Annotated in this window: 1 protein-coding gene; it reads right to left on the bottom strand. The window is 44.6% G+C overall.

Features of this window, described 5'->3' with window-relative positions; all coding sequences use genetic code 11:
* Positions 1-303: 303 nt before the first annotated feature.
* Complete coding sequence (gene rtxA / locus ACGF7G_RS16610) at positions 304-12,960, bottom strand: MARTX multifunctional-autoprocessing repeats-in-toxin holotoxin RtxA (protein ID WP_387466914.1); 12,657 nt, start codon at positions 12,958-12,960, stop codon at positions 304-306.
* Position 12,961 lies beyond the last annotated feature (1 nt).

The following is a 12,961-nucleotide window of genomic DNA, read 5'->3' as shown; positions in this document are numbered from 1 at the left end:
AGAACACTAAAAATACAGAGAAGATAATAAAGTCATTGCTAAACTAAGATATAATTTATTATTAATTATAATCAATTATTTTATTCCACCAGAGTAAAAACATTAAAAAATTATAACGAGTAAAATCATATAAGTAAATTAGATAATAACATCCTACTTTTTTAGCGGAAAATTCATCAGATAAATAACAATTAGTTAACGAGAAATCTATAATAACCACTCGTTATTCATACGTAAAAGAATGGCTCACCTATTCTGTGAGCCATTTTCATTATTCATTCTACTTTTAGTATAGAGAGTTAACTAAGCAAATTTTCCTTTCGCTATAATGGTATCTGTCCACGCCGTCGTAATAGCAACTTTCGCTTTACCGACTAAATTCTCAATAAAACCATTATCGCCCGCAGTAGGTGCAAAACTACTCATTGCCTGGATCAATGAATCAACCGCGTTATCTGAAAGCGCAGTAAATTCACGCTCTCCAGATGCGTTCTTATCACTCATCTGAGCCACCAATTTGGCACGATTGCCATTAAAGTAATTACTAAAGGTAACTGAACCTAACGATTCAAAGACACCCTGAGCGGTTTTATCCTGAGTATGACGGTTCACTGACAATACTAAATCGTATCCACTGCGCTGGAACCATAGGTTTTGCCAGTTAATATCATTAAAGACGATCATATCTTCCGCACTGATATCATTTACCAGGTTATCAATCACCTTGCCGCTGACCACAAAGCTGTCTACACCTGCGCCGCCTGTAAATTTGTTCTGATAACCGCCTAGCACCAGCAGATCCTGACCATCACCGCCATCAAACTGGCTAAACTTCGAAATGGTTTCCGCTATCAGACGATCATCACCATCACCACCATTGATAACCGCATGGTAGCCCATTAGCTTAATGCTATCATTGCCTGAATTACCGTCGATCCGGTTGTCATTACCAAAGACCCTGGCAAAATCATTCCCTTTACCAAGTTCAACCCGGTTGTTATTACCGATAGTCACGACATAATCCTGATCTTCTCCGGCATCCACCTGGTTGTAGTTCCCTGAGGCCACGACATAATCCCGGCCTTCTCCAGCATCAATCAAACCGCCTTCACCAAAGACAAATGCTTGATCATCACCCTCACCCATAAAGACATGGTTAATACGCCCGGCAACAACTGCGGTATCATCCCCTTGGCCGCCAAACATCGTATTTTCACGCCCCATCAGGACCCCCAGATCCTGACCTTCACCTCCGGTGAAAATATTGGATACCCCTGTCGCGTAGTAAACGTCATCACCACGACCTCCCCAGAAGTTGTTGTTATCGCCCAGATAAGCACCGAGATCTTTTCCGTCGCCGCCCCAGTTTAAGTTGTAGTTACCCAACGATATGTGGATGTCGCCATCCCCTTGCAAATGACCACTATTACGCAGGAAATCGAATGTTTTCTCTTGCATATTGAGCAAATCAGCCGTCAGATTCTCTTTGAGATTGGTCACCAACGATGCCATCTCTTCTTGCTTGTCTTTACTGAATATCGTCGCAAACAGGTTAGGTAGATTCAGTGAATTAAAGCCAAACGCACGCTCCAGTTTAGTGCTGTCAGTAACTGGAGCACTGATTTGTGCTTTTTCAGTATCGACTACTGAAACTTTGCCTGTTTCATTTCCATCAGGCTCTTTCTCTTTCAGGCCATGGCTTTCCGCAAATGATCTGATGCCATCCTTACCCATGTTGAGATGAGATTTCAAGCCATCAAGCAGTTTACTTGGATCAGTGAAGGCTTGCAGTTGTTCACCACTGAATTGCCCAATGACTTCAATCATCTCTTTCAGAATAGCCACGCCATCCACAGGCTCGCCTGTGCGGGAAACAATCCGGCCATCCGCGGTGTAATCCACACCAAAGATATCCGCTAAGGTGGTATCAGCCCCCACTTCCGCCAATCGACCAAGCAGCTTGTTTTTAAGCTGACGCGGCAAATCCTGCGGGTTATAGGTGAAGGTGGTCTTCGCCATACCCGTTGCCGAATATTGCTGAGTCATCAAACCAAGTAAGGAACCTAGGTTAGTATCCAGAATAGAGTGGATATTGTCACCGAACATCAAGTTCCAGTTACCGGTTGTCACCTGAATATCCGCCCCCTGACCACCGACCGCAAAGTTAAAGGCCAGTTTCTCATTGGCTTGACGGAATTTATCTGCACGGCTCATTTTGCCCATATCAGCGTTATTGCTATTACTACTTAACCACTGGTTAAATTTCTTATTCAACGCGGCTTCAGTATCATTTCTCTGGCCACGGCTGCTGCGTTCATGCTGAGAATCCAGATCAACCAAGGTGTTGTAATCCACACTGCTGGTCTGGTCTAAGCCAGACATATCCTGAACAAATTTCTTCGCACCAGACAATGTCCATTGCTGATCTTGTACCGCTAACCAATCTTGTTTCTCACCAGAATCGGCAATGTTTTGCAGTACGCCGGAAATACGTGCGGCACCATCAAATGGATTAACCAGTGGTGGCGTCGGAATTGATTTATCCATCATGATCATCAGATCATTACTGCGGCCCACGTTGAAGCTAACGTTACGGTTACCGATAAACATTTGTGCCCCTTCAAGCGCCTGATAGCCGCCGATATTCACGCTATGTTTACTGTCGCCATGACCAATGTGAACCATCACATTGTTGTCACCGAAGGCTAATGATTTAAAACCGCCATTGCCCGCCTTGATACCCAAGTTCGACGTCCCCCAGTTGAGTAAGGTCGTTTCACCATTCCCCACATGCACCTGGATATTGCCGGAGTAACTGAGCTGGTTATTTGATACGTTACCTGAGTCAATTTCAGTCTTGTTTTTACGCTTCTCTGGCGCAGTGAAAATATCGGCATTATCCGCAATAGCGCCTTTAGCCAGTGTATCTACATCCGCGATACCAACACGGGAGAGGTTGATATCCCCTTCAGCAATACCACAACGAACCCGCTCTGAATGGGTTTCAAGTTCGCCTTTCTCATCCCAGCTCAATACGATTTTGTTATCAGCCAGGTTATTGACCCATTGATTATTTTCATCCCGGGTAAATTTACGTCCGGTGACATCAACAGCAACATCACTACGGCGAGCCGAAACACTCGTGTGGATATCTTGCGCCTTTAAAGCAGTGATAAAGTGACGGGCAAAACCATCCCGTTTATCATCACTAATCAGTGAACAGCCCACAATACTGATGTGATCTGGCTTACCTGCCTGACTAAAGTTCTGACTGAACTGTTTCAAGTTTCTTGCTAGTTCATCCGCACTGTAACCACTTATACGGGTATGATTCTGTGTTGATTCATCACGTCCATGCCCCACAATTTGCCAACGTAATTTGTCTGATGGTCTAAATTTAGAGGCATCACCATAGACGACACGGTGTTGACCATCAGAATCAAGCTGAACAACCACACTGGAATCTGGGTGTTTACCCGCCAAGTCTGCCGCCGCTTTGGCTGCCACAGGATCATCTTCCATCTGGATAATGATCTGACCATCAAAGCGCGTTTCGCTACCATCGGTTTGTTGTGTAACGGCAATGCGATCCCAAGATTCAACATCTTTGTTTTTTAGAACAGTGTCTGACGATAATTTTCCCAGCACAGATACCGTAGCATCACCATTCGCCGAACCTTTCAATGTCAATTTACTGACGGTCGGATCAGCAAATATCTGACCGATATTCAACTGTACGAAACTGGCTGCTTGTTTAAAGTTGTTGCTTTCTACTTCAACAGAAACCTTCCGGCCTTTCTTATCCGTGACTTCCAGAGTGATAACATCTTCACGGTAATCCACGATCCGCCCTTTGACACCTGAATCCAGCGAAAACATTTTTTCCTGCTCTTTCAGTGCACGCAATACATAACTTTGTTCACCCTCACGCGCCTGTTTCCAAGTACTGTCATAACCCGTAACATCACTACCTTCAAATATATTATAGTTAATATTGAAGCTTGGTTTTGAACTGTCCTCAGGGCTGGCAGGAGCATATTGATAACCTATAAGAGATCGGTAACCTGTGACAATGCTCTTATGGAAAGAATCCATAAAACGGCGAAAATCATCATAGTGATCAAACGAGTTAGCGCCAAAGTTAGGATCGAAGAATGACCAGATTGTCCGAGCTTCGCTCTTATGCACAACTACCGACATGGCATGATCTTCAGACATAAATGTCATATAAGTCGATTGCTTCACATTGCACAATCGCTCCATAACAGATTCATAGCCACCAGAATCATGATTCAATGGATCACCGATCCTCGCTCCTGTTAACCCATTTGCTTTTAACCTTGCACTATAGTCAATATTTCCCTTCGCCTTCTCGATCAAACTGCCAGCATCAAGTTGTTGAAAATGTTGTATTGACAACAACTTTTCGATAGCGGGGCCAGCTTTCTGACGGCGATATTGATTAAGCAAAGAAGATTCAACCGAGTTGATGTCGGTTTTCTTATTCACGGCGTTGTCGTTGTAGGCTTTAACCACATCCTTCAACCACGCCATATAAGCTTTTCCGCCTCCCACGCCATTCACACGTTCTTCCATCATATAGCGGGAAGACAGAGCAAAGCATATTCCTTCCAGAAACTCTTTAGACTGAACGTCATTACCATTGGTCAGGCGAACATGACCAATTTCTGGCACAAGCTTCTTAAGCTCGCCCAACAAATCCTCATTCTGACTAAAGTGGAATGAGTAATCAGCCAGTTGTTTTCCACCTGCTTTAATGTCAAAAATGGTATAACCCACTTCTTGGAATAAGTTTTTTTTTGCCACATCATGATTTTCGCTCTGAGAGCCAGAAGGTATCGACACATGCTCAATCGCCTGATGGATCTTTCTTAAACCAGAAATATCAATACCTTTACCATCGTTCGATAAATCACTGGCTTTCAGATTCGAGAAAACGGCATCAGAAACATCCTGACCATATTCTTTAATAACCGCCGCTTTGACTTGCTCAACCGCTTTATCAGCACTTTCCGCTTTCTGATTAATATGAATATTTGCCTTGCCTCGAGTGACAAAATCACCATTTTCATCAATATAAAGGTGTTTTGAATCCTTAAGATTGGCATTGACAAGCTTATCGTACAAGCTACTGAAATCCCTTGGTTCTGAGATCCTCACTGTAGATTCAGTAAATATCATCGATTCTTCAAAGCGTGTGTTAATTTGAGACAACAAGGCCTTCATTGCCGGTACACGATCTGAATCAGGATGACCTAAGAGATAGCCTTCAACCTGTTGGCGCAAATTGGATAATTTTTCAATCATATCCAATCCATCGTCTTTCCTTCCTTGTCGGGTATTCTGATAACTCTCTAATGCATCAATGACTTTTTGGTAACTGTCCCCACGCATTTTACCCAAAACAGATGCAGCTTCCTGGAACTCACTCACCGACATCAATTTTGGCACGGGCCTCCAGATGCCATTCACTTTCTCAGTAAGAATTCGGGTATGTCCTTGATGATGTGATATAATCCGATCTGCCATGAAATATAACTCATCAGGTAACTGTGCATAATTGTCATAATTAGCAAGAATAAAACGTTCAACTGCTTTCAGCAGATTATTACTGGTCGTATTTTTTACAATAATTCTCTTAATCTCATTGCCACTACCAGGCCATGAACGCACCTCAAATCCTTCATCACTCTTTTGTACTAATAAGTTACGTTCTGTACGTAATCCATAAAACGGCAATGCTTGATTCAGCATCGTGTCGACAGCGCTGAGCTTAATATCAAGATCAACAACGGTATCGGCTTTATAACCACCGGGGTTAACTGCCTGCCGTTTTTCTTGCTCTTCAATAGTCAAAGCATCAAACCGTGCCTGCACAGTAATCCCCGCCTCGGTTAATTTGCGGCCAATAGATTCTGTCGGCAACCCTTTATATTCACTTGCCGGTTTATCCAACAATCGAATTTCACCCACTAATCCTTCACGTTGTAGTTTACGCAATACAGGTAATTCAACATTCCAGAAATAGTTACCAAGACGTAAGCCCCCCTCAGAGATCAAATAAACATCACCACGCGATCCTGCGGCATAGACGGAACTCCAGAAACCAGTGTTGCTATACGTAGCAGCATCAATTGCCGCTCTTAGCGCTTTATGCTCACTATTTTCCAGATCGGCAAGGTACATGATTCCCCAACACATGAGTTGCTGATTGAGTTGAATCGCAAAAGCATTTCCCTGCACATCAAGATCGTAAACAATTTTCTTACCATCCGGTTGTGCTGCCTCAAGAACATCTCGATGCTTTCTAAAACTCTTCCCGGACCAGAATGAAACAATACTTTTGTCATCACGAGCAGGTTCAAAGCTATAGCCATAGCTGTCTATTTTGGCAATAAATTCAACTCGTTTATTCCAGTCATAATCCAGAGTCGCGTCAACAAACAGTTTCGCTAAAGATGCAATTTCATTCTCAGGTACATTGTTTTTGGCATTGGGATTCCTGAGATGCTTTTCAACAAAAGTTACTATACGTTGCCTGGTTTTATCAGAAATATCTGCATTAACACGCTTAAATCCGGGAACAGGAATATATCCGTCCGACGCACTATGGTTACCATTATCAAGCCAACGGTAGATGTGAGCGACTTTCTGTGCACGACTGAGTACGGAAGACTCGATCGCCTTCTTTTTGCTTTCCCCCAATCCTTCCAGATTGATACCAGACATTATCGGCGCTTTTCTGATGAGTTCACGCGTCTCATGTAAAGGAGGTATCACAATGTTGTCAGATTGTGTTTCAACAGACCGCGGGGTAAGCGAAACACCGGTATTTTTCGCACGAACTCCCGCGTTGATCTGCAACCGGCTAACAGCCTGTTTAGCATTCTCTAACGCTTGCAATTCTTCTTCAGTCAGCCCTTGATAATATCTGTTTCTCGCTTCTGGCATCGATTCAGGATCAATATGGCTGCCGGTTTCCCCCGCTCCTGTTGACTCATAGGCTTTTTCTCCTGACAAACCGCTGCCACTTGCACCAATGCGAGCAGGTTTGGAATCACTCAATTTCGCCCCTTTAGCATCAGCTTGAGTCTGAGCGGCTTGACTCTCCGCCGCTGCGGTATCACGCTTACCACGGCTTTCTGCATTCTGATACGCAATATTGGCGTTATCCTTCGCCTTTTCTGCCTGCTGCTGCTGTGAAAGTGCGTCTTCTTTTCTCCGATCTGCTTTGAATTGCGCACCTACACCATCAAGAATTGCCTTATCACGATTTTGTTTACCTTTTTCGGCACCAGCTTCTGATAGCACCACGGTATCTTTTACTTTTTGCTGTGTATCAATAGTATCCCGATGTATATCTGCCAGCCGTTTTTCTAATGTCGGTTTGATGTCATCCAGCCGTTTCTGGATCTCCTCAGAGATTCCTCCCGTATAGTCGAGATAATGGCTATCTAACTCACGGCTATTATCAGTCTCATCTTTAAGTTGTTTAAACCTGTCAGCTATTAAAGTCAGCTCTTCAGTCACTGCCTGAGCTTCTTCTTTTATTGCATCACTCTGCACTTGCCCATTCCGGTTAAGCGCTTCCCGATCTGTTGATTCCAATTGAGATTGTGATTTTGCAATGGCCGCCAGTTGATTATTTTTTTCTTGTTCTAAATGCTGACGATCTTTTTCGGCTCTTTCTTTATCACTTAACGCACTTTGAGCAGTTTTATCCTGCTTCGCCTGTTCGGTAACCATATTGACTTGCAATGGACTTTCAGATTTCGCAACAATATTGTCCAGAATATAGCCAATACCATTATCATCACCGATACCTTTAAATTCGATTCGGTTAATACCCGCTTTCGCGATTAATTCCAGTGTCTTATGCTGCCACGCAGCATCACCATTTGTAATGGTAAATTTACTTTCACCATTCCAAATAACTTCCATGCCTTCATTAAACGTAATGCTATTTGCACGTTTTGCAAAATCAAAGCTTAATGAAATGACTTCACCTTCAAACCGGTTTTTCAGATCCTGGTAAATAGTCGTACTGGTATCCACATCAAGTTCACTGACCCGTGAGCCATGACCTGTGTTATCAAGGCCGTAAGCACTTGCCGCATTATAGGCTTCAACGCCATTGGTTGACTGCCAGCTTTGATCACCTCGTTCAAAGTCACCATTCAGAATCAATGACATTTCAGATTTTATAACGACATTATCTAAGATATAGCCTAGCCCATCATTCCAGCCCATACCTTTAAATTCAATTCGGTTAGTACCTTCTTGTGCGGTTAATTGCAGTGTCTTGTTTTGCCATTCAACTTCGTTGCCAGAGGTTGAGAAGATACTTTTACCATTCCATAGCACGTCCATACCTTCGCTTGAAGCAAGACCTGAACGTTTAGCAAAGTCAAAGCTCAGTGAAACCACTTCGCCTTCAGACAGATTTTGCAGCTCCTGCGAAAGCGTGGTGTTAACATTTACATCAAGTTCACTGACTCGTTTTCCATGACCCGCATTATTAAGGCCGTAAGCATTCGCCGGATTATATGCCTCAACACCATGAGTTGACTGCCAACCTTGATTACCTTGTTCAAAGTCACCATTGACGATCAGGTTTTGGTTCCGATCCGATCCCGATCGCGTTTTTCGATTCAGCGAACCAGCTAAAGAACTTTCTATTGAGTCAATATCAGGCACTTCTACCGCTGTTACAGAACAACTCAGACGACCACTTAAGTCCGAACCAACTTGATCAATTTCATCCATCTTAAAACCATCAATGGTAGAAACTTCGGTTAAGTTAATTGCACCTCTGCCCTTGTGAGTGCCTGACGTGTTAGCCTCATCCCCATGCACCAGATAGTTAATCGCCTGACTACCTCCCACACCGAGTACAGTTTGTTTAATATTGTCGAAGAAAGAAGCAAGTTTGTTGCTTTCTGTATTACTCGATGCAACCGCCAAGCTGTAAAAATCACCATCACCAATCTTAATTGCCACGTTGTTATGTGCATAAGAGGCATTAACATTTAAACCATGGCCAACCTGAATATTAGCGTTGCCCTGGCCTTTCATTACCGCAATATTGAGGCCATTGCCAACTTTAGTATTGACGTTATATTTCCCCCACGCCACGTTAACCGAAATACCATCACCCACATGGGTGTTAATATTAGTGTCACCATGAGCAGCAGTTACATTTAAGCCATTGCCTATTGTCGTGGTTAAGTTAGCTTTCCCTTTTGCCACCGTCACCTGCATACCGTCACCCACTTTGGTGACGACATTGCCTTCGCTCCATAAGACGTTAAAACTGTCGCCCTTACCTACCTGAGTAACAATATTAGCCTTGCCTTTAGCAAGCACCACATTGCGTCCATCTCCTACCTTGGTGATAACGTTAGCTTCGCCCCAAGCACCCGTGTAGTCATCTCCGTTACCCACATGAGTAATGATATTGGCATCACCCTGAACCACCGTGACTTCTTGTCCATTCCCCACTTTGGTAATGAGATTGGCTTTACCTTTGGCGAAGTTGTAACGGTCGCCATCACCAACCTGCGTCAGAATATTGACTTCCCCCCAAGCCGCGTTCACCCCGGTGCCATCTCCAATTTTGGTAATAAGATTGGCTTTACCTTTGGCAAAACCCACCGTCGTCCCTTTTCCAACATGAGTCATCACGTTACCCACATCGGAAATAAGCAGGCCGATCGTGGTACCGTCTCCCACTTTGGTCAGAATATTGCCTTTGCCAAACAGGATACCAGCGGTTGTCGCGCCGCCAACATGCGTAACAACATTCGCTTTCGCCGCGGCAACAACCCCCATAAAATCATCACCCACTTTGGTAACGATATTGGCCTCACCTAGTGCTAACACGCCGGTTAAACCACTCCCGACATGGGTCATAATATTGGCTTTACCAAACATTGCCGCCAGCGTTGTACCCTCACCGACTTTGGTCATCACGTTCAGTTCACCGGCAACCAAACCGATACTGGTGCCATCACCCATATGCGAATAGATATTGGTTTTCCCTATCATTAAGGCGGCGGTCAGGTTATTACCGACTTTGGTCAGCACATTGGCGCCACCAATCATGGCGGCAAAAGTATCGCCATCCCCCACATGGGTAAAGATATTGGCCTGACCAATCATTGCTGACAGAGCCATGCCGTTACCCACTTTGGTGGCGATATTGCCTTTTGCCAGCATCAGAGCAACGCTGGTACCGTCGCCAATATGAGTAAACACATTGCCCGCAGCTACCATCAATGCCAGCGCGTTACCGTTACCCACTTTGGTAAAGACGTTCACTGCACCGCCCATTAACGCCCATGCATCCCCTTTGCCGACCTGAGTAAACAGGTTGCCTGCACCAATCATGGCCGCAATCGATGTACCCTCCCCGACTGTGGTGAAGATATTTCCTGCCGCGACCATCACACCCAGTGTCAAACCTTCACCAACATGGGTCAATACGTTACCAATGCCAAACATGATGCCGGTCGTGTCACCCTTTCCAACTTTGGTCAAAACATTAGCGCCCCCGAGCATAACGCCCGTGGTATTACCGTCACCGATATGCGTGAGAACATTGGCGCCACCACCCATTACCGCCAAGGCATTGCCTTTCCCTTTCTTGGTAAAGATGTTGGCTCCACCCAGCGCAATGACGGTGGTGTCAGCAGTTTCGATCTCATCACTGAGATGAGTGATAATATTGGTGCCACCGAACATACCGGAAACCAGATCTCCCGCACCGAGCTTAGTGAGCACGTTAGCGCCCCCCAAAAGTACGGAGGAGATATCCCCTGTTCCCGCCTGGGTGATGACATTAAAACCGCCCACACCGGACCAGTTCCCATTGCCATTACCGATTTGGGTATGAGTGTTGTACCCGCCCAACATCAGCACCCGGCTGTTACCACCGCCTTTGTGGATCGAAATATTGCCATAAGCCAAAAGATGAGCCAGGTATTGTCCATCCCCAACACGCACAAGAACATTTACCGCGCCACCAGCATAAACATCCATTTTCCCGCTCTGGCTTTGGTGAACCAGAACATTGGCTAAACCCGCACCATGAAATGTCAGATCGCCCTTTTCACCACGTTTTACAATGACGTTAGCTGCACCAGCTCCATCAAAACTCGTATCACCGAATTCTGAGCCGTGTAAAATGACGTTCGCCGCCCCTGCACCCTTAAAATTAACATTTCCTCGCGTGACATTAGATTTAATAACGTTTCCACCACCCACACCGCTAAAATTAACGTAACCACTGCTTGTGGATGACTTTACAAAGTCTTGCTGACGATATTCTTCACTATGTACTAATCGATGGGAGGTACGGCGCACCGTATTAACACCATATTGAAGCTGGCTTAACGTGTAACCGGGACCAATAGAGGTATATCCGTTAGCATAGGAAAGCTCTTTATTAGCCAAATTACGCGTATGATCGCCTGCTTTGTACCATGCTAGTGCGTTGTATTTCAATTGCCTTGTATCAGGATCGTTTTTCAACTGAACTTCAACGATTTTGGTATATCGCCCCATGACCTTGGCATATACATAAGTATTGGGCTGCCGGTTCGATTTGACTGGGGAAACATCGACTTTGCGACCATCAGAGAAGATCGCATATCCCCCCATTTTGGCATCACCTAGCAAGATATCCTCTGCTTTAATCACCATGCCATCCGCATAGGTTACCCACTGATCTATCAGCAGGCTTTCCTCGATAGCATGAATCTCGATGGGTTGCTGATGCTCAAAAACCAAACTGGAGAGACGGTAAGCGCCATTAGCGTTTACCGCGACAAATCCATTGCCTGACGAAATTTCTTTCACAGCAAGATCTTTAAGGTGATTACCTGCTTTATACCAAGAAGTGGCATGATAACCGAGTCTACCCGTGGTGGGATTATTTTGAAGCTGGACTTTGCTGATTTTAGTGTACATTTTGTCAGCAAACGCAAAAAGATAGGTATCCGGTTCGACGGTTGATTTAATACCTGTAACGTGCTGAAACTCCTGGCTCCCGTTTCCTCCCATCGTTGCTGTCATCAATACGATTTCTTTAGCTTTAGCAAATTCCAGTGTCTCATCATCGAAATTGCTATTCGCGTCTATTCTGGTGATTTCATTGTAAGCACCCGCACCGGAGAAATTAATATTGCCATGTGCGACATCAGAATAGAGTTTGTTATAACCGCCCGCACCTTCAAAAGTAATATCACCGCCGGTCTGTTCATACCGATCTTCATTTTGGCGTACACGCTCAATGCGATTCGATGCCCCCGCACCACGTAAGATAATGTTACCTTCTTTACCTTTGCGTACGATGTGATTATCAGCACCTGCCCCATGAAATGTAACGTTACCGCTCTCTACTCGTGAATTGATGCTGTTTGCAGCGCCTGCGCCATTAAAAGTCACATTTCCCTGTGAATCTTGATAACGGTTAAACCAGGTATGGTCAATGTCATTGTATGCCCCTGCACCGGCAAAATCTAAATTTCCCCTGTTAGTTTCATGCCATAACTTATTGTATCCACCGACCCCTTTAAAATTTGTATCACCAGACAAACCTTTACGAACCAGTTTGTTGTAGCCGGCGGCACCCGAATAATTTAAATTTCCCGTATCACCCGTGTGATTAATAAAAGCTGCACCGGCTGCACCCGCAAATGACAGACTACCATTTCCTGTTTTACTAATGCCGGTGTAACCTGAAGCTCCCTTTACCGCAAGGTCACCATCTGTATGGTATACATCGACTTTAAATGAACCAACAGTAACATCATCATTTCCGCCATAAGCATAAACTTCACCACCAACACCAATAGCAGTAATACTATTACCATCATTATCGTCGTAGTATTTTCCAGTAAAGAAGTACTCGGTACTTCTATTCGATGATTTCCCCATG

Origin of the sequence: Photorhabdus sp. RM323S (assembly GCF_042879375.1) — a bacterium.
Taxonomy (GTDB): Bacteria; Pseudomonadota; Gammaproteobacteria; order Enterobacterales; family Enterobacteriaceae; genus Photorhabdus; species Photorhabdus tasmaniensis.
This window is presented reverse-complemented; position numbering and strand designations above follow the sequence as displayed.